The organism is Clostridium sardiniense, assembly GCF_050584765.1.
Lineage (GTDB): Bacteria > Bacillota > Clostridia > Clostridiales > Clostridiaceae > Clostridium > Clostridium sardiniense_A.
Genome location: NZ_JBNOOR010000001.1, coordinates 1,891,006 through 1,909,762, shown reverse-complemented (window position 1 = coordinate 1,909,762; position 18,757 = coordinate 1,891,006). Strand labels below are relative to the sequence as shown.

The 18,757-nt window shown below is 27.7% G+C and carries 17 protein-coding genes and 1 riboswitch; of the genes, 16 read left to right on the top strand and 1 reads right to left on the bottom strand.

Going from position 1 to position 18,757, the window contains the following annotated elements:
* Window positions 1-52 precede the first annotated feature (52 nt).
* The 8 genes from ACQPUW_RS09420 to ACQPUW_RS09385 all read left to right on the top strand — a co-directional run bounded on the left by ACQPUW_RS09420 (window position 53) and on the right by ACQPUW_RS09385 (window position 9,350).
* On the top strand, window positions 53-1,786 hold the full coding sequence (locus ACQPUW_RS09420) for an ABC transporter ATP-binding protein (RefSeq protein WP_430837186.1): 1,734 nt from the start codon (window positions 53-55) through the stop codon (window positions 1,784-1,786).
* Window position 1,787: 1 nt separating this feature from the next.
* Complete coding sequence (locus ACQPUW_RS09415; protein WP_430837304.1) at window positions 1,788-3,569, top strand: ABC transporter ATP-binding protein; 1,782 nt, start codon at window positions 1,788-1,790, stop codon at window positions 3,567-3,569.
* 183 nt (window positions 3,570-3,752) lie between these two features.
* Window positions 3,753-4,328 (top strand): TetR-like C-terminal domain-containing protein, encoded by a 576-nt coding sequence (locus ACQPUW_RS09410; RefSeq protein ID WP_430837185.1) that lies wholly within the window; start codon window positions 3,753-3,755, stop codon window positions 4,326-4,328.
* Window positions 4,329-4,530: 202 nt separating this feature from the next.
* The gene (locus ACQPUW_RS09405; protein ID WP_430837184.1) at window positions 4,531-5,022 is read left to right on the top strand and encodes a CarD family transcriptional regulator; all 492 of its coding nucleotides are present in this window, start codon (window positions 4,531-4,533) and stop codon (window positions 5,020-5,022) included.
* Between the two features lie 105 nt (window positions 5,023-5,127).
* Window positions 5,128-5,289, top strand: coding sequence for a hypothetical protein (locus ACQPUW_RS09400; protein WP_430837183.1), 162 nt, complete (start codon window positions 5,128-5,130; stop codon window positions 5,287-5,289).
* A gap of 104 nt (window positions 5,290-5,393) precedes the next feature.
* Window positions 5,394-5,840: a type II 3-dehydroquinate dehydratase gene (aroQ, locus tag ACQPUW_RS09395; protein WP_430837182.1), complete on the top strand. Its 447-nt coding sequence runs from the start codon at window positions 5,394-5,396 to the stop codon at window positions 5,838-5,840.
* Between the two features lie 202 nt (window positions 5,841-6,042).
* Window positions 6,043-7,713, top strand: a complete 1,671-nt coding sequence (gene cplR, locus ACQPUW_RS09390) for an ABC-F type ribosomal protection protein CplR (protein WP_430837181.1) — start codon at window positions 6,043-6,045, stop codon at window positions 7,711-7,713.
* A gap of 209 nt (window positions 7,714-7,922) precedes the next feature.
* A complete protein-coding gene (locus ACQPUW_RS09385; RefSeq protein ID WP_430837180.1) occupies window positions 7,923-9,350 on the top strand; it encodes a potassium/proton antiporter in 1,428 nt (475 codons plus the stop codon).
* Between the two features lie 53 nt (window positions 9,351-9,403).
* Here ACQPUW_RS09385 and ACQPUW_RS09380 read toward each other — a convergent pair whose 3' ends face one another.
* Window positions 9,404-10,168: a MerR family transcriptional regulator gene (locus ACQPUW_RS09380; protein WP_430837179.1), complete on the bottom strand. Its 765-nt coding sequence runs from the start codon at window positions 10,166-10,168 to the stop codon at window positions 9,404-9,406.
* A 259-nt stretch (window positions 10,169-10,427) separates the two neighbouring features.
* Between ACQPUW_RS09380 and ACQPUW_RS09375 the strand changes: the two genes are divergently transcribed.
* The 8 genes from ACQPUW_RS09375 to ACQPUW_RS09340 all read left to right on the top strand — a co-directional run bounded on the left by ACQPUW_RS09375 (window position 10,428) and on the right by ACQPUW_RS09340 (window position 18,693).
* Entirely contained in the window at window positions 10,428-11,459 is a 1,032-nt protein-coding gene (locus ACQPUW_RS09375; protein ID WP_430837178.1) for a YeiH family protein, read from the top strand.
* A 190-nt stretch (window positions 11,460-11,649) separates the two neighbouring features.
* Complete coding sequence (locus ACQPUW_RS09370; RefSeq protein WP_430837177.1) at window positions 11,650-12,597, top strand: nucleoside hydrolase; 948 nt, start codon at window positions 11,650-11,652, stop codon at window positions 12,595-12,597.
* Between the two features lie 72 nt (window positions 12,598-12,669).
* Window positions 12,670-13,488, top strand: coding sequence for a zinc transporter ZupT (gene zupT / locus ACQPUW_RS09365; RefSeq protein ID WP_430837176.1), 819 nt, complete (start codon window positions 12,670-12,672; stop codon window positions 13,486-13,488).
* 209 nt (window positions 13,489-13,697) lie between these two features.
* A complete protein-coding gene (locus ACQPUW_RS09360) occupies window positions 13,698-14,909 on the top strand; it encodes a multidrug efflux MFS transporter (protein ID WP_430837175.1) in 1,212 nt (403 codons plus the stop codon).
* A gap of 47 nt (window positions 14,910-14,956) precedes the next feature.
* A riboswitch (PreQ1 riboswitch) is annotated at window positions 14,957-15,001 on the top strand.
* Window positions 15,002-15,119: 118 nt separating this feature from the next.
* Window positions 15,120-16,100, top strand: coding sequence for a nucleoside hydrolase (locus ACQPUW_RS09355; protein WP_430837174.1), 981 nt, complete (start codon window positions 15,120-15,122; stop codon window positions 16,098-16,100).
* A gap of 56 nt (window positions 16,101-16,156) precedes the next feature.
* Complete coding sequence (locus tag ACQPUW_RS09350; protein WP_430837173.1) at window positions 16,157-16,717, top strand: ECF transporter S component; 561 nt, start codon at window positions 16,157-16,159, stop codon at window positions 16,715-16,717.
* Window positions 16,718-17,031: 314 nt separating this feature from the next.
* A complete protein-coding gene (locus tag ACQPUW_RS09345; protein ID WP_430837172.1) occupies window positions 17,032-17,592 on the top strand; it encodes a GNAT family N-acetyltransferase in 561 nt (186 codons plus the stop codon).
* Window positions 17,593-17,901: 309 nt separating this feature from the next.
* The gene (locus ACQPUW_RS09340; protein WP_430837171.1) at window positions 17,902-18,693 is read left to right on the top strand and encodes an HAD family hydrolase; all 792 of its coding nucleotides are present in this window, start codon (window positions 17,902-17,904) and stop codon (window positions 18,691-18,693) included.
* Window positions 18,694-18,757 lie beyond the last annotated feature (64 nt).

Genomic DNA, 18,757 nt, shown 5'->3' with positions numbered 1-18,757 from the left:
AAGTATTTAAATTAATTTTATAAAATTAAACAATAGAAGGAGATGATAATTAATGAAACTAATTTTAAGGTATTTAAAAAACTATAAGTTACTGTTCATAATAAATGTGATATCTGTATTTGGTTTTGCATTAGTTGAACTCGGTATACCAACAATAATGGCAAAGATAATAGATATTGGTATAGTTTACAATGATATACCGTATATAAGGAAAATGGGAATTATTATTGTAGTTATTTCTATAATAGGATCTATGGGAACAATTTTACTTGGATATTGTTCATCAAAGATTTCGACAAGTGTCACAAGAGATATTAGAAATGATATATTCGAAAAGGCACAAGAATTTTCTCATAGTGAGTATGATAAGTTTGGCATATCTTCAATGATTACTAGAACTACAAATGATGCTTTCCAATTGCAACAATTCGTAAACACTGTTCTAAGGGTTGCGCTTATAACTCCAATTATGTTTACAATCAGTTTAATAATGATAATAAGAACAAGCCTACCCCTATCTTTGGTTTTAGCTGTAACAATTCCATTTATAATTGCTGGAGTTGTAATCATAGCTAAGGTTTCTCACCCAATGTCAAAAAGTCAGCAAAAAGGTTTAGATAAATTAAATCGTATATCTAGAGAAAATCTAACAGGTATAAGGGTAATAAGGGCCTTTGGAAATGATGATCATGAAGACGAAAGATTTAAGGATACAAATGAGAGTTATGCAACTATTTCTAAAAAGCTTAATAAGCTTATGTCAATTACTCAACCTACTTTCTTTTTCTTACTTAATTTAGCTATACTAGCTATATTCTGGATATCAAGTAAGATGATAAATGCAGGCTCATTAGAAGTTGGACAATTAGTTGCGTTTATAGAATATCTATTCCACGCAATGTTTTCAATTATGTTATTTTCACTAGTTTTTGTAATGTATCCAAGAGCTGAAGTTTCAGCAAATAGAATACAAGAATTATTAGAAGAGGAACCTCTAATAAAGAGTCCTAAAAAAGGTATAGTAGATACAGTAGAAGAGGGATATATAGAGGTTAATAATGTTACATTTACTTATCCATATGGAGAAGAGCCAGTACTTAAAAATATATCCTTTACTGCAAAGAAAGGGGAAACAGTAGCCTTTATAGGTAGTACTGGAAGTGGTAAGAGTACACTTATTAATTTAATACCAAGATTTTATGATGTTACAGAAGGTAGCATAAAAATAGATGGAGTAGATGTAAGAGAGTATGATCTTAAGGCCTTAAGAAAGAAAATAGGTTTCATTCCACAAAAAACTTTACTATTTACAGGTAGTATAGGTCAAAATATAAAGTTTGGTAAAAGAGATGCAAATACAGGAGAACTTGAACATTCAGCTAAAGTAGCTCAAGCTTATGAGTTTATATCAAAGAAGCCACATAAATTTGATGAAGAGATTAGTGAAGGTGGATCTAATGTATCTGGTGGTCAAAAGCAAAGATTATCTATAGCAAGAGCTGTAGTTAGAAGACCAGAAATATATATATTCGATGATAGTTTCTCAGCATTAGATTTTAAGACAGATGCAGTTTTAAGAGCTAAATTAAAAGAAGAAACTCAAGATTCAATAGTTTTAATAGTAGCACAAAGAATAAGTTCAATTTTAGATGCAGATAAGATTATAGTGCTTAATGAAGGGGAAGTTGTAGGAGAAGGTACTCACAGAGAATTACTTAAAAATTGTGAAATCTATTATGAAATAGCAACATCCCAGCTTACAGAGGAGGAATTAAAAGATGCGTAGAATGAAGAATTTAAAAACAACTTTTAAAAATATTTCTCCATATGTTAAACCATACAAAATAGGATTTATAGCCTCTATATTATTTATAATAGGTGCAGCAACTATAAGTGCAGTCTCACCTAAGGTTGAAGGACTTATAATAACTCAACTTACTACAGATGTAATAGAAATTGCAAAGGGCATATCAGGTGTTACTGTAAACTTTGGTTATATTACTAAAATACTTATAATTCTTGGATGTCTTTATACAACTTATACTGTGTTAACTTACGCAGCAAACTTTTTATTAACAAATGCAATTCAAAACACTATTAGGGACTTAAGAAATGCAGTACAAAATAAAATTAGAAAACTACCTATAAGTTATTTTGATAGCAATAGTTATGGAGATGTTTTAAGTCGTATATCAAATGATGTTGATACAATATCTAATGCACTTCAACAAAGCTTTAGCCAGGTGATAAATTCTATATTAGCTGTAACATTAGCACTTGCAATGATGTTTACTATCAATGTAACAATGGCACTCTTAGCAATGCTTATAATTCCAATTAGCTATCTTGTTTCAAGATTTATTGTAGGTAAATCACAAAATTTATTTGAAAAACAGCAAAATGCTTTGGGAAAATTAAATGGTACAGTTCAAGAAATGTATACAGGATTTAATGAAATAAAATTATATGGAAAGCAAGATGATGCAATAGCAGAATTTAAAGAAATAAATGAAGAACTTTGTAGTAATGGGTTTAAAGCACAATTTGTATCTGGTATTATGTCACCTTTAGTTTCCTTAGTAACATATTTAGGAATAGCTGTAATGGCATTTATAGGTCCAGTTTATGCTATAAGAGGAATAATAACAGTAGGTAATCTGCAAGCATTCATTCGTTATATATGGCAAATTAATCAACCTCTTTCTCAAATAACTCAATTATCTTCAACTATACAATCAGCTTTTGCAGCTATGGAACGTGTATTTGAAATATTAAATGAGAAGGAAGAAACACCTGATCCAGTAAATTCAGTAAAAATAAAAGAATTACGTGGAGATGTTACATTTGAGCATGTTAAATTTGGATATAATGATGATAAGATATTAATAAATGATTTAAATGCAGAAGTAAAGAGTGGTCAGATGGTTGCAATAGTTGGACCAACAGGGGCAGGTAAAACTACATTAATAAATTTATTAATGAGATTCTATGATATTAAAGGTGGTTCAATTAAGATAGATGGAGTAGATACTAGAGATATGAAACGTGAGGATTTACGTTCAATGTTTGGTATGGTACTTCAAGATACATGGTTATTTAATGGAACAATACATGATAATATAGAGTATGGTAGATTTGGAGCAACAAAAGAAGAGATAGTGAAAGCTGCTAAGATCGCAAATGTACATCACTTTATTAAAACTCTTCCAGATGGATATAATATGTTCCTAAATGAAGAAGCATCTAATATATCACAGGGAGAAAAGCAACTTTTAACTATAGCAAGAGCTATAATATCAGACCCATCAATTCTTATACTAGATGAGGCAACAAGTTCAGTAGATACAAGACTCGAACAATTGCTTCAAAGGGCTATGCAAAATATAATGAAGGGCAGAACAAGTTTTGTTATAGCACATAGACTTTCAACAATACGTAATGCAGATTTAATTTTAGTTATGAATGATGGGAATATTATAGAACAAGGAAATCATGAAGAACTTATGGCAAAGGGTGGTTTCTATGAAAAACTTTATAATAGTCAATTTGCAAGCAAAGAAGCAAAATAATCTCTCTAATACAAAGGAGAAAATAAAAGCATATATCAATTTTGATATGTGCTTTTATTTATTAGATATATGAATGGATATAATCAATGAAAGAAAAAGATATTACATAATAGATTAGAAAGAATGATTCCTACTTTATGGTATAATAAGAATAATTTATTTCAAGGTATGGAAGGTGGTAATATGTCTAATTCTTTAAGCACAAAGAAATCTTTAGCATGTTCATTAAAAAAAATAATGAGGAAAACTGAGTTAAATAAAATATCTGTAAAGAGTATAGTAGATGATTGCAAAGTCAACAGGCAGACCTTCTATTATCATTTTATAGATATATATGATTTGCTTGAGTGGATTTATAAAACAGAAGCAATTGAAAGTATATCTGAATGTAAAAGTTATGAGACTTGGACTGAGGGATTTTATAAAATATTTGTTTATATAGAAAATAATAAAGAGTTTTGTATGAATTCATTAAATTCTTTAGGGAGAAATCATTTAGATAATTATATATACTCGGTGACTAATGATTTAATAATAGGAGTTATAAATGAGATATCAGAAGGAATGAGTGTAGAAGATTTTGATAAGCAATTTATTGCAGATTTTTATACTGTAGCTTTTACAGGACTTGTTGTAAAATGGATGCATAATGGGATGAGAGAAAAACCAAAGGAAATAATAGAAAAGTTAAGTGAATTAATTGAAGGTAATTTTTTAAGGGCGCTAGAGAGGTATTCTAAAAAAGAACAATGTAATTAATAAAAATATACTAATTTTAAATAATAAGAATAATAAGTTTATTATTCTTATTATTTTTTTTATTTATTGGCTCTGATTAAAGGGAGTAAATTATGAGTAGAATATGTTTATTGACATAATAATACAATTGTGATAAAATAAAAAATTTATATATATTAAAAGTGTGGTATAATATAAATATAGAGAAAAGAGGAGGGATTAGTTGTTTAATATAGGAGATAAGATAGTTTACCCAAGTCAAGGTGTTGGAATAATTGATTTCATTGAAACAAAAGAATTCAAAGGTGAAATGAAAAAATATTATAGGATACATCTTTTTAATAACACAATGAAATTAATGTTACCATTTAGTAGAGTAGAGCAATCAAATATAAGGTTAGTTAGTGATATTAAAACAATGGATTATAATTTAGACAATATGGATAAATTTATAACTAAAGGTGATGATTTAATGAAGTCTAACTTTAAAGAAAGATTAGTTATGAATTCTACAAAAATAAAATCAGGTTTATTATCAGATTATTTTGAAGTTATATGTAATCTTAGTCAAATTGATTCTAAACATCCTCTAAATACTAGTGAAAAGCAGATGTTAACTAGTACAAAGAAAATTCTAATTGAAGAGATATGCCAATCTAAAAATTTATCTAATGAAGAAGCTTCCAATTTATTGGAGCTTTCTATAGTCTTTTAATTCATAATAATATAAGAAAGTATTTCAATATTATTTATAAATAAACTAGGAAAAAGAAAATTTTTGATATGACTATTTAAATTTTAAATAAAAAGGAGTGATTAATTGGGAAATTTAATAAAGATAAACATGTATGTAGAAAGAAAAGAACCTAAAGATATAGATATGATTTTATTAAAGGAAAATTTTCTTGCCTATAATAAGTGGTTAGAAAAAATGAATAAAGCAGATGTTATTGAAAGCTATAAAATATTTTTAACTATATAATATCTTAGCTTAAGAGAAATAAGGCAGAGTCTAAAGGCTTTGCCTTATTTTAATTTTAGTGATAACTTTATAAGTATAATAAATGTAATTTGGAGGGCTATAATATGAAAATAATGATTATAAATGGACCTAATATAAATATGATCGGGGTTAGAGAAAAAGGTATATATGGTACAAAGAGCTTTGAAGAAATTTGTTCATACATAAGATCAGAAGGAGAAAAAAGAGGTCATGATATAACGCTTCTTCAAAGTAATTGTGAAGGCAAAATAATAGACTTTATGCAAGATGCATACTTTGAAAAGTATGATGGTGTGGTTATAAATCCAGGGGCATATACTCATTATAGCTATGCTATACATGATGCTATAAAAGGAAATACAGGAATACCAACTGTTGAAGTACATCTTTCAAATGTTCATGCAAGAGAAGATTTTAGAAAAGAATCAAAAACTGCACCAGCTTGTATTGGACAGATTGCAGGATTCGGAGAAAAGGGATATATACTAGCAATTGAAGCATTAGAAGATTATAAGGAAAAAAATATTTAATTTAGTTTAAATAATACAGAATGAAATATATATTAATAATAAGATAAAAAATAGTTAGAATTATAAACCTTAAGTGTAATTATTTAAAATTACACTTAAGGTTTATTATTTTTGTATGAATATAAATATTTAAAAAGTATTATCTAATCTACTTAATGAAATAATAAACTTAGGTTTTATTATAAATAAGGAAGTGTTATACATGGAGTTAGCTATATTAAATAAAGTAAAGAAAAGTTATGGAAATAGAGATATATTGGATATTGAAAAGTTTGAGATATTAGATGGAGATAGGATTGGGATAGTAGGCAGGAATGGTTCTGGAAAGACTACATTAATTAAATGTTTAATAGGAGATATAGATATTGACGAAGGCGAGAGATTTATTACAGATAGTTACTCTTATATAAGCCAAGTTGAGAATGATTATGGAGTTTGTACAGAAGGTAGGGTAAAGAGTTTATTTGGAGCGTCGGATAAGTATAATGAGTTTTTATCAGGAGGAGAAAAGATAAAAATTAAAATAGTAAATGCACTTAGTGAAAATAAAAATCTTATAATAGCAGATGAGCCAACATCAAATTTAGATAGTTCTAGTATTGAGCTATTAGAAAATATGCTAGAAGGTTATAATGGTTCATTGCTTTTAATATCTCATGATAGAGAATTTCTAGACTATTTATGTAATTATATAGTAGAAATAGATGATGGAAAGGTAAAAAGATATAAAGGCAATTATACAGATTATATAAATCAAAAAAGAGAGGAAAGAAAGAGAGATGATAGAGAATATCATGGTTATATTAAAGAAAAAGAAAGGTTAGAAAAAGTTATATTAAAGAAAGAGGGGTTAAGAGATAGAATAAAAAAAGCTCCAAAAGGAATGGGAAAATCCGAAGCTAAAACTATAAAAATGGGTGATCAAAAAGGAAAGAAAAATATTGATAATAATATCAAAAATATAAAAAATAGAATAAATCATTTAGAAGTTAAAGAAAAACCAAAGGATGAAGTAGAAATTATAATAAAAATAAAAGAAGGAAGAGATTTTAAATCTAAAATACCAGTAAAGGTAAAAGATCTAAAATTAACTGTTGGAGATAAAGTTTTATTAGAAGAATGTGAGTTTAGCATAAATAAAGGAGATAAAGTTGCTATTATAGGAGGCAATGGATGTGGGAAATCAACTCTCTTAAAGGAAATAATAAGAAAGGATAATGACAATATTAAGATTTCTAAAGGGGTAGAAATAGGTTATTTTGATCAAAGTCAAAAAATATTAGATGAAAGCAAGAGTGTATTAGAAAATGTAAAAAAGGATTCTTATTATGATGAAAGTTTTATAAGAAGTAAATTAAACAATTTCGGATTTAAAGGAGAAGCTGTAAATAAAGAAGTTAATTTATTAAGTGGTGGAGAAAGAGTTAAGGTGTCACTTTGTAAAATACTTTTATGTGATAATAATTTATTAATATTAGATGAACCAACAAATTATTTAGATATAAAATCAATGGAAGCACTTGAATCAGCATTAGTCAATACAGATAAAACAGTTATATTAGTTTCACATGACAGAAAATTTATATCAAATATATGTAATAAAATTATAGAGATAAAAGATAAGAAAATAAATAAATTTGATGGAAATTATAAAGAGTTAAAAGAATCTATAAAGAAAAGAGGCGAGAGTAAAGTGGAAAGACATAATAAAGATGAAATTTTAGTATTAGAAAATAAAATTTCAGAAGTTATATCAATGCTTTCAATTGAAACAGATATTAATAAAAAAGAGAAGTTAGATAATGAATATAACATACTATTAAAAGATATAAAAAAACTTAAAGAAGAAAATATCAAGAATCTAAACAACTAATTTGAAATATAATAGCATTATATAAAATTTAATTTAAAGGTTAAAAATAAGTTAAAATGATAAAAAAACTTTATATTTTTAACGAATTATAATACAATTATATTAATATTTGAAATATTCAGTAAAATTTATTGAATTTAGTAGAAGGAAATATCTACTTATATAATTAAATTTTACTTGTATATAAATATATTTTGGAGGTGGTAGATGTGATAAACTTGATGATCATTTGCGCTTTGATTCTACTAGTATGTGTAACCTCTACTAAGATTTTATACAAATTTGGGGTACCTATTCTTTTAATTTTCATCATATTTGGAATGTTATTTGGCTCAGATGGAGTTATAGGAATATATTTTGACAATTACGAATTAACAAGTCAATTATGTTCAATTGCATTAATTTTTATAATGTTCTATGGAGGTTTTGGTACCAATTGGAAGATGGCCAAACCTGTCGCAGTACAATCTGTACTACTATCAACAATAGGAGTTGTCATAACAGCAGGACTTACTGGATTATTTTGTTTCTGGGTGTTTAAGACAACTATATTAGAGGGATTGCTTATAGGTTCAGTAATTGCATCCACAGATGCAGCAGCAGTCTTTGCAATTTTGCGTTCTCAGAAATTAAATTTAAAAGGTTCTTTAGCATCAATTTTAGAAGTTGAAAGTGGTAGTAATGATCCATTTGCATATATGTTAACGATAATCATATTAGGATTAATGGCTGGAAATGGTTATGGATCAATAGTGCCAATGCTGTTAACTCAAATAATAGTTGGAGTACTATGTGGAGCAATTCTAGCAAAGGGAACTGTATATTTATTAAAACGTGCAAATTTCGAAATAGAAGGCTTTTATCCAATATTCGTTACAGCAGTTGCAGTTTTAGCCTATGCTTTAAGTGAATATTTAGGAGGAAATGGATATTTAAGTGTATATATTGCAGGTATAATAATAGGTAATAAAAAAATACCTCATAAAAAGAGTCTTGTTCATTTCTTTGATGGTATATCATGGATAATGCAAATAATGTTATTCTTTATACTTGGATTATTAGCATTTCCTTCACAGTTACCGGCAGTTGCATTTAAAGGTATATCAATATCATTATTTATGATTATAATTGCAAGACCTATTGCGGTATTTGGGATATTAAGTTTCTTTAATATGAGCTTTAAGGAAAAATTATTTATATCATGGGTAGGGCTTAGAGGTGCAGCATCTATGGTATTTGCAATTTTTGCTGTAACTTATGGAGTACCAATAAACAATGATATATTTCATATAATATTCTTTTTAGCATTATTCTCAGTTGCTGTTCAGGGAACACTTGTGCCGGCGGTAGCTAAGAAGCTTGAGCTAGTAGATAATGAGTCACCAGTATTAAAAACATTTAATGACTATGAAAGTGAAAAAAGCACGAAGTTATTAGAAATTAAGGTTAAAAAAGATAGTAAGTATGCAAATAAGTCAATTATGGATTCAGATATACCAGAAGAAATTTTAATTGTTATGATAAAACGTGATGGTAATGTATTAGTGCCAAAAGGTTCCACTATGATAATGGAAGGTGACACAGTAGTATTAACTGGTGAGAATTTAGAACAATTAAATGATTTAGCTTTGAATTAACAAAAGGACTAGGTAAATCCTAGTCCTTTTAAATTTATGGATATTTAATTTATTTATTCATTCATTCCAGTAAACACTAATATTGAATCTCTTAAAAATTCTGCAAGACCATCTTGGTCTTTATCATAATAAGCTTTGAATCTTTCATCATCAACATACATTTGTGCGAGACCTGCATGCGCTTCTTTGCTATATTTAGGCCAAGTATATAATAACCATTCCTTATGCATATTAGCCACTTTTTGGGCTAATTCACTTGATGGGTCGTTAGTTTTAAATGCCTCTAAAAGAGTTTTATTTATTTCCTCTGAAAGAGAAGTAAATTTATTATAATCTTCTTCACTCATATTAGCAAAAAGCTTATTTGATTTATCTATTGTATCATTACCATAATTTTCTCTAATTTCTTTTCCATATTTTTTTTCATTATCATCTATCATTTTTTGTTTAAAACCTTTAAATTTTTCTTTATTAGCCATTTTTACATCTCCTTTTACTGAAGCAATAGTTTGCTCAACATTTGTTATAAGCAAGTCTAATTGCTTTCTTTTTTCAAGAAGTTTGCTATGATGATCTTTAAGAGAAGTTAATTTATTAAATGAAGGATCTTCTAATATTGATTTTATAGCATCTAGGTTTATACCAAGTTCCTTATAAAAAAGAATTTGTTGTAGAATATCAATTTCTTCTTCACCATAAATTCTATATCCAGATGAATTGATTCTTGCCGGCTTAAGAATTCCAATTTCATCGTAATATCTTAAAGTTCTAGTACTAACTCCTGCTAGTCTGCTTAGTTTTTGTACTGTATATTCCATATTGCCACCTCCTGATAAGATAACTATATACCTTTACGTAGCGTTAATGTCAATAATATAAATAAAAAAATTAATTCAATAAATGAGCATTAAAAGATCTATATATTAAATATTATTAATAAGGGTTTGTATCAAATTTTATTAATAGTGAAATGCATATAAGTATATACTTATAATATATATAACATAATAATATTTTACTTAAGAAAAACTTTATGTATAATTTGAAGAAGAAAATATACATAGAGGAGATATATAATTGAACAAAATAAGAAAAATAATTCCAGGAATAATAATTTGTATAATTATTGGAATAATATCAGAAGTGCTTGGAAAAAATTTTACTACAATTGGAGCTGCGACATTTGCAATATTTATAGGAATAATAGTTGGAAATACAATTTTTCATAATAAAAAATATGAGGATGGAACAAAATTTGCAGAAAAAGACCTTTTAAATTATTCAATAGTACTCATGGGAGCAAATATAAATTTAACTGAAATATTAAGTTTAGGCTTTAGTGGAGTAACTTTTATAATTATACAAATGACTTTAACAATATGTATAGCCTATTTTATTGGTAGAAGACTTAAGTTTAATAAAAAGTATTGTCTTCTTATGGCATCAGGTAATGCTGTATGTGGATCTTCTGCCATAGCAGCTACAGCACCGGTTATTGAGGCAGATGATTCAGATAAGGTTATATCAATAACTATAGTAAATATAATAGGAACAATATTAATGATAACATTACCGTTAATAGCATCATCATTATATTCAAATGATACACTTCGAACATCAGCTATTATTGGAGGAACCTTGCAATCTGTAGGACAAGTAATTGGTTCAGCTAAATTTGTTGGAGATAGTGTTGTAGGATTAGCTACAGTATTTAAAATAATTAGAATTATATTACTCATAGTGGTTGTATTGGCTTATGAGAAGATACATATTTCAGAATATAATAAAAATATAAAAGTTGATAAGAGAGTAAGAGATAATGAAAATATAAATATTGATAAGAAGAATAAGAAGATTAATATACCTTGGTTTATAACAGGCTTTTTTATAGTTTGTATTCTTTATACAATAGGAATAGTTCCAGATTTTTTATCAAAATTATGTAAATGGATAAGTGGTAATTTCGAAATTATAGCCTTAGCAGGTATAGGAATGAGGGTAAAGATAAGAGATCTTGTAAAAGAAGGACCAAAAGCATTGTTATATGGAGTATTAGTAGGAATATGTCAAGTTATATTTGCAATAATATTAATTAGGATATTATTATAAAAATAACAATAAAAGAGAAAAGTAGAAAACTTTTAAGTAAGTTTTCTACTTTTTATCATATGAGAGAGAATTTCTAAAACACTAAATACTGAAAAAGCAATATAAATTGCATCACAAGAGCTTTACTATATAAATACTATAAGAGTATATAAATTTCTTATAGTATTTTAATTGTTCTAGGGGGTTAATTATGAGAAAATTTATAATTGATACTGATACTGCAACAGATGATGTTGTTGCTATAATTGCAGCATTAAGAGCAAAAAATATAGAAGTCTTAGCACTTACTGTTGTGGCTGGAAATGTAGAATTAAAGCAAGCAGTTAAAAATGCATTAATTGCAGTACAAGTTGCAAACACGTATAGACCACCTGTATATATAGGAATGTCAGAGCCACTTTGTAGAAAACTTGTTAAAGCTGAAAATGTTCATGGAGAGGATGGAATGGGGAATACGTATTTATTTCCTTCTAAATTAAAGCCAGAAAAAGAACATGCAGTATGTGCTCTAATAAGATTAATAGAAGAAAATCCATATGACATAGAACTTATAACACTTGGACCTCTTACTAATGTTGCCATGGCATGCTTAAGAGCTCCGAAAACAATGGAAAAACTTAAATCAATGACATTAATGGTTGGATCGGGACCCAATACACCAGGAAATACTACAGAAACAGCAGAATTTAATGCATATGTTGATGCTGAAGCATTAAGTATAGTATTAGATTTAAATGTACCTAAATTTTTAGTAGGTTTAGATGTTATTACAAGAGATACATTTGTAGGAGAGGATAGTCTTAAGAATTTGCAAGAAAGTAACTTCTTCACAACAAAATTTATATTAAGAATCACAAAATCTATTAAAAAATTTAATGAAAATATGGGGAATGAAGTATTTGATTTAGCAGACCCTACAGCTATAGCAGCTACAATATGGCCAGATATTGTAGAGAAGACAGAAGAGGTATATGTAACAGTTGAAACTGATAATGAAGAGAATTATGGTCAAATGTTTTATAGCATAAAGAAAAAGAATGGAGAACTATATAATGCAACAATATGCCTGAAAATACATAGAGAGAAGTACAGAAGGCACATGATAGATGTGATTTTTAATGATGGATATTTAGAATAATATTTTTAAGGTAGACAAATCCGAGTAAAAAGGTTATAATTGATAATAATTATCAATAAAGGAGGGGATGATATGAGTAATGTAGCAATGGCATTTTTACTAACACTAATTGCAGGATTAGCAACAGGAATAGGAAGTTGTATAGCATTCTTTGCTAAAAAGACTAATACAAAATTTCTTTGTGTAAGTTTAGGATTTTCAGCAGGAGTTATGATATATGTTTCAATGGTAGAAATATTTCAAGGGGCTAAAGAGTCATTAATTGGTGCAATGGGAGTTAAAGCTGGCAATATAATAACTGTAGTTTCATTCTTTGCAGGAATAGCAATTATAGCAATTATAGACAAGCTTGTTCCAAAGGAAGAAAATCCCCATGAAGTAAAAGCAATAGAAGATGTTAATAGTTTAGATATTACTAATAATAAATCAAAACAAGACAAAGTGCTTTTAAGAACTGGATTAGTTACAGCACTTGCAATTGGAATACACAATTTTCCAGAAGGACTTGCAACATTTGTTTCAGCACTGGATAATGTTAGCCTTGCAATACCAATAACTGTAGCTATAGCTATTCATAATATTCCAGAAGGCATATCAGTTTCTGTACCTATTTATTATGCAACTGGAGATAGGAAAAAAGCCTTTATATATTCATTTTTATCAGGGATGTCAGAGCCAGTAGGAGCTATTATTGGATATGTATTGCTTAGAAATATTTTTAATGATGTAACTTTAGGAATTTTACTTGCAGCAGTTGCTGGTATTATGGTATTTATATCAATTGATGAGCTTCTTCCAACAGCTAGGAAGTATGGAGAACATCATTTATCAATATATGGGTTAGTAGCAGGAATGGCAGTTATGGCAATAAGTTTAATTTTATTTATTTAGTAAATATCATACTTGTATATCTAAAGAGTATCAGTTAAAAGTGATACTCTTTTATTTATTAAAAAATTATTCTTAAAACTAACATTTAATAGCAATAATTATTAGTTATTACTATGATATAATAAATTTTATGTAATATAATGCAAAATTTATTTATGAGAAAAGAGGTTATATAGGAACAATAAAATAACGGAGGTGATAAACAATTCATGGAGAATTGGAAAAGAAATCTAGTAATTTGTTGGTTTGGAACATTTATAACAATGGTAGGAATGAGCCAAATAGCACCTATTTTACCTATATACATAAAGCAGCTTGGTATAAGTGATGTTACAATGATTGAACAATTATCAGGTATAGCCTTTGGGGTTACCTTTGTAATATCAGGGATATTCTCGCCTATTTGGGGAAAACTTGCTGATAAATATGGGAGAAAACCTATGCTTTTACGGGCAAGTCTCGGAATGGCTATTGTAGTTTTACTTATGGGTTTTGTACATAATGTATATGTTCTAATAGGTCTTAGACTTCTACAAGGAACTATATCTGGATATAGTACAGCATGTACTACACTTATTGCGACACAAACTGATAGAGAGCACGCTGGAACTGCACTTGGCACCTTATCAACTGCTGGGGTTGCAGGTTCATTACTTGGACCTATGATAGGAGGGTATTTAGAAGGAACAACAGGAATAAGGAGTGTTTTCTTTATAACGGGAGTATTATTATTAATAGTATTTATAGCTACTATATTATTTGTAAAAGAAGATTTTCACGTATCAAAAGAAAAAGCACTTAAATTTAAAGAGGTATGGGACATTATTCCTAATAAGAATTTAATGATTGCAATGTTTGTAACATCATTTGTTCTTCAGTTAGCATTTTATTCCATAGAGCCTATTATAACTGTATATGTAACAGACTTATCTAAAAATGCTACTAATATTGCATTTATTTCTGGGATGGTATTTTCAACATCAGGACTTGCAAACATTTTAGCAGCAAGGAGACTCGGTAGATTATCAGATAGGATTGGTGCACATAAAGTTATGCTAGTAGCTCTTATATTTGCTGGAATTATATTTATACCACAGGCGTTCGTTAAAAATCCATTGCAACTTATGGGGCTTAGGTTTTTCTTAGGATTATCAGCAGCTGGACTTAATCCATCAATAAATGCAATAATTAAAAAAATAACACCAGATAAGATTGTTGGAAGAGCCTTTGGATTTAATATGTCTGCACAATATTTTGGGACTTTTGGAGGTTCAATATTAGGTGGACAAGTAGCTGCTATATTTGGAATTAAATATATATTCTTTATTACAAGTGCACTTTTATTATTAAATGGGCTTTGGGTTTATAAATTAGTTTATAAAAAAATGCAAGAAGAAAAATATCTTGAAAATATGATGTAATTGTAGTAAATTTAGAATAGAAAAATAAATAAAAAGAAATCCACTAAGTGGTAGAGGTTCGAGACCATCCCTCTATAAAAAACTAGGCAAACATGACTTTAATAGGTTGCACGGTCTTTTCGTGCAACCTTTTTTAGTTTTATTTTAATGCTTTGAGATAGTCTCAAGGCATTTTTTTATGCAATTAATTATATAAAAGGAGCGTTTTTTATGAATAAAAAAAAGGTAATAATAGATTGTGATCCTGGAATAGATGATTCACTAGCTATTATGCTAGCACTAAATTCAGAGGAGCTTGATGTATTAGGAATTACAATTGTATCTGGAAATGTACATGGAGAAAAGGGGGCAAAGAATGCATTAAAGATACTAAAGAAGCTTAATAGATTAGATGTGGATGTATACATAGGAGAGGTAAATCCAATAAAAAGAGAACTGATTACAGCAGAAGATACCCATGGAGAAGATGGACTTGGAGAAACTTTTTTAGAGGAAGTGACAGAAGTATCCTACAAAGAAGGGGCAGTAGATTTTATAATTGAATCATTAAAAAGTGAAGAGGATTTATCAATAATTGCATTAGGTCCACTTACTAATATAGCAAAAGCTATTGATACAGATAAAGAAGCTATGAAAAATTTAAAAGAATTAGTTTTGATGGGGGGAGCCTTTAAAAGTCACGGAAATTGCTCACAAGTTGCGGAGTTTAATTTTTGGGTAGATCCTCATGGGGCAGAGAAAGTTTTTAATGAACTAGGAAAAAATATAACAATGGTTGGATTAGATGTAACAAGAGAGATAGTATTGACTCCTAACTATATTGAAATGATAAAACAGTTCAATGAACCATTGGGAGATTTAATTGTTGATATAACTAGATTCTATTTAGATTTCCATTGGATGCAAGAGAGAACCCTTGGCTGTGTTATAAATGATCCACTTGCAGTTGCATATTTTATAGATAGAAGTCTTTGTACTGGAGAAGAGTATTATGTCGATATAGTAACTGAAGGTAAGGCTATAGGCATGAGTTTAGTTGATGAAGGAAATTTCTATAGGAAGAATCCAAACTGCTTAGTTTTAAGAAAAGTTGACTCTAAAAGGTTTATGAGAATGTTTTTAGGTAGGTTATTTAAAGAGCATATAAAAGATATAGATATTGTTTTAAATTCTGATAAATACAGTTATTAGTAGCATAAATAATAGATGAAATAGGATATATGTAGTAAGAAAGAGAGAGATAAGAAATGAAAAAAATTAATGTAAGTATGATCGTATTTATGGCATTATGTATAGTTATCAATATCTTGGGAGGTTTTATAGCACTAACATTAAAGCTGCCTATATATATAGATACAATAGGAACAATTATGTCAGCCGTAACTCTAGGGCCAATATGTGGAGGGATAGTTGGAATATTAACATCTATAGTTAATGGTGCAACATTCGATCCAATATCATTTTTCTTTATTCCAGTACAGTTAGTTGTAGGAGTAAGCACAGGCTTATTATTTAGAAGTGGTAAGTTTAATGGGATAAAATCTATTTTATCTATAATATTAATTACAGTTTTAGGATCAATTACAGCTTCTGTTATTGCGGCTATAGTATTTAATGGAGTTACTTCATCAGGTTCAAGTATATTAGTCACTATACTTAAAAATTCAGGAGTAAATATAATAGCATCAGTATTCTCTACACAAATCTTTACTGATTTATTAGATAAGGGAATTAGCTTTTTTGCGGTATTTAGCATACTTAAAGCAATGCCAAATAGTTTAAGATTAAATTTAGTTAAAGGCAATTAATAAAAAATACTACCATGTGTTTATAACATGGTAGTATTTTTTTATTTATCATATTAAAGATAGAGTGTTTATAATTTTTTACAAGGTATTTTTGAAACAATCATTTTAAATTTAATTCTTTAAAGGAGTTTCATATTAAGTGCTACACCAGTAGTATAAGCTTAATATGTAAAGCGTTATAGATAGATATAAAACATGGCATTAATAAAATGAAATTTATATACTAAAAGGAGGAGTTAATGACTTTAATGTTGAAGTAAGTATAATGAAAATAAATTTTTCATTAGCAATAAGCAAATAGAAAGGTGATAAGAATGATAAGACAAGCAGAAAAAGAAGACGTAAAGCGAGTTGTACCATTACTATTAAATGCAATGTATGATATAGCTTTTATGTTAACTGGGGGAAAAACAGAAAGTGAGGTAGTTGAAAATTTAGAATACTTATTTAAAAAGAGAGGCAATCGTCTAAGTTTTGAGAACACACTTGTAAAAGAAGTAGAGGGGAAGTTTGCAGGGGTAATTGTTTGCTATCATGGAAATGATGCTAAAAAGTTAGATAGTCCAATTATTTATAACTTGAGAGAAAATACAGGGAAAGAAATTCATTTCTTTGATAAAGAAGCAGAAGAGGATGAATTCTATATAGATACTTTATCAGTTTCAAAAAACTTTAGAGGGAAAGGTCTTGGAACAGATCTTATTAAAGGAGTAGAAAAAATAAGTAAGGAAAGAGGCCATAAAAAGGTTTCTCTAAATGTAGATATAGAAAATGTACGTGCATACAATCTTTATAGTAAATTGGGTTATAGAGTTGATAAAGAGATTCTAATAAATAACCATAAATATTTTCATATGATAAAAAAGATACATTAATTTAATTAATATAGATATATAATAAACGCTAATTCTAATAAGAGTTAGTGTTTTATTTTTATAAAATTTATTTGGTAAATATGATTTATAATGTGGAATTTATATTAATTACTGAAATTTTATATTTGATTGATATAAAATAATAATAGTTGTAAAATAGTAATAATTTAAAAATAATAATAAACAATAACAAACAATATGATATAATAAAAATGTAAACAAAATGAAAACTTAGAATTAGAGATTTACTAATTTATAAATAAAGATTATTGATAATAGCAAAAGAGTAAGTAGACAGGAGTAGGTAATATGATAAAATTAATTGCAACAGATATGGATGGAACTTTATTAAATGAGAATGGACAACTACCAAAAGAATTTTTTGATATTTTAAATAAATTAATTAAAAAAAATGTAAAGTTTGTTGTTGCTAGTGGACGTTCTTATGTTAACCTTAAGGAAACATTTAAAGAGATGAAAGATAAACTTTACTATATATGTGATAATGGCGCTTTTGTAGTAGAAGACAATGAGATATCAAGTGTTGAAATTATTGATAAAGAAGAAGTTAAAAATATAATAAAAGTTTGTTCAGATATAAAAGATATACAAATAGTTTTATGTGGAAAAAAGGGCGCTTATCAAACAGAATGTTCTGATGAATTTAATAAAGAAATAGATAAATATTATAATAAAAAATATATAGTTGAAGATTTATGTGATGTTGATGATGATATATTTAAAATAGCTATTTGTGATTTAGGTAATTCTGCTAAGAACTCTTATAAAGTTTTAGAGCCAAGATTTGGACAAGATCTTAGTGTAGTAGTGTCAGGTGCTGTTTGGTTAGATATAATGAATCAAAATATAAATAAAGGTAATGCTTTAGAAAAAATTCAAAATGATTTTAATATATCTAGAGATGAAACTATGGTATTTGGAGATTTTTATAATGATGTGGAAATGTTAAAAAAGGCTTATTATAGCTTCGTTATGGAGAATGCCAATGAGGACATGAAACAATATGGAAACTTTATAGCTAAAAGTAATGTAGACAATGGAGTTATAGAAACCATTAAAGAATACGTGCTAAATGAATAAATAAAATATATAATAATTATTATTAAACCATATCTTTTATCTTATAAAAATTGTATAATAAAAT

Excerpts from the sequence above, each read along its gene's own strand:
- ACQPUW_RS09420 (WP_430837186.1), top strand. The coding sequence starts at position 53 with ATGAAACTAATTTTAAGGTATTTAAAAAACTATAAGTTACTGTTCATA.
- ACQPUW_RS09415 (WP_430837304.1), top strand. The coding sequence starts at position 1,788 with ATGAAGAATTTAAAAACAACTTTTAAAAATATTTCTCCATATGTTAAA.
- ACQPUW_RS09410 (WP_430837185.1), top strand. The coding sequence starts at position 3,753 with ATGTCTAATTCTTTAAGCACAAAGAAATCTTTAGCATGTTCATTAAAA.
- aroQ (WP_430837182.1), top strand. The coding sequence starts at position 5,394 with ATGAAAATAATGATTATAAATGGACCTAATATAAATATGATCGGGGTT.
- cplR (WP_430837181.1), top strand. The coding sequence starts at position 6,043 with ATGGAGTTAGCTATATTAAATAAAGTAAAGAAAAGTTATGGAAATAGA.
- ACQPUW_RS09380 (WP_430837179.1), bottom strand. The coding sequence starts at position 10,168 with ATGGAATATACAGTACAAAAACTAAGCAGACTAGCAGGAGTTAGTACT.
- ACQPUW_RS09370 (WP_430837177.1), top strand. The coding sequence starts at position 11,650 with ATGAGAAAATTTATAATTGATACTGATACTGCAACAGATGATGTTGTT.
- zupT (WP_430837176.1), top strand. The coding sequence starts at position 12,670 with ATGAGTAATGTAGCAATGGCATTTTTACTAACACTAATTGCAGGATTA.
- ACQPUW_RS09360 (WP_430837175.1), top strand. The coding sequence starts at position 13,698 with ATGGAGAATTGGAAAAGAAATCTAGTAATTTGTTGGTTTGGAACATTT.
- ACQPUW_RS09355 (WP_430837174.1), top strand. The coding sequence starts at position 15,120 with ATGAATAAAAAAAAGGTAATAATAGATTGTGATCCTGGAATAGATGAT.
- ACQPUW_RS09350 (WP_430837173.1), top strand. The coding sequence starts at position 16,157 with ATGAAAAAAATTAATGTAAGTATGATCGTATTTATGGCATTATGTATA.
- ACQPUW_RS09345 (WP_430837172.1), top strand. The coding sequence starts at position 17,032 with ATGATAAGACAAGCAGAAAAAGAAGACGTAAAGCGAGTTGTACCATTA.
- ACQPUW_RS09340 (WP_430837171.1), top strand. The coding sequence starts at position 17,902 with ATGATAAAATTAATTGCAACAGATATGGATGGAACTTTATTAAATGAG.